This is a genomic window from Gemmiger formicilis, from assembly GCF_016901605.1.
Classification (GTDB): Bacteria; Bacillota; Clostridia; order Oscillospirales; family Ruminococcaceae; genus Gemmiger; species Gemmiger formicilis_B.
Window position 1 is genome coordinate 1 of sequence record NZ_JACJKP010000358.1, and the last position, 724, is coordinate 724.

General features: G+C 64.9%; 1 protein-coding gene. It reads left to right on the plus strand.

Annotated features, from left to right (window positions below; genetic code table 11):
• Nucleotides 1-724: InlB B-repeat-containing protein (locus H6B10_RS14830; RefSeq protein ID WP_204652290.1), on the plus strand; the 724-nt coding region annotated here is incomplete at both ends.

A 724-nucleotide genomic window follows, 5' to 3' on the forward strand; every position in this document is an offset into this window, starting at 1 on the left:
GCTGCCTGTGGGTGCAGAAAGACGCCGCCACCGTTTACGGCAGCATCATCCTTACCGACGATATGACCCTGGACCGCCCCCTGACCGTGTACGCCAACGGGCAACTGACGGTGAACGGCACCCTGACCTGCCAGAAGGGGCTGGTCAACAACGGCACCCTGACCAACAACGGTACGGTGCTGGTGGCGGGCGGCGACCTGGACAACCGGGGCACACTGGCCATTGCCGCCACCGGCACCCTGCATGTCAACGGCACACCGGATGCTCCCCGCACCCTGACCAACAGCGGCACCCTGACGGTGAACGGTTCTCTGGAACTGGACGACACCACCCTGCAGAATGACAGCGGCACGCTGGACGGTACCGGCCTGTGCGTGCTGACCGATAAAAGCGAAATCACCGGCGGCAGCACCCCCCTGCAGGTGGAATACCGCATCTTCCTGGACGGCAACGGCGCCACCCTTACGGACACCACGCTGGTGACGATGGAGCACAAACCCGTCAGGCTGCCCACCCCCACCCGGGAGGACTACCAGTTTGAGGGCTGGTTCACCCAGCCGGAGGGAGGCACCCAGGTCACGGCCAAAACGCCGCTGACCGCCAGCCAGACCCTGTACGCCGCCGGTCACGGTGACCTTTTTGCTGATGGTCACGGTACCCTCGGCCAGATACCAGCCGCCGGTCCAGGCGGTGGTTTCGTCGGTCAGGGTGGTGTAGGTATCAC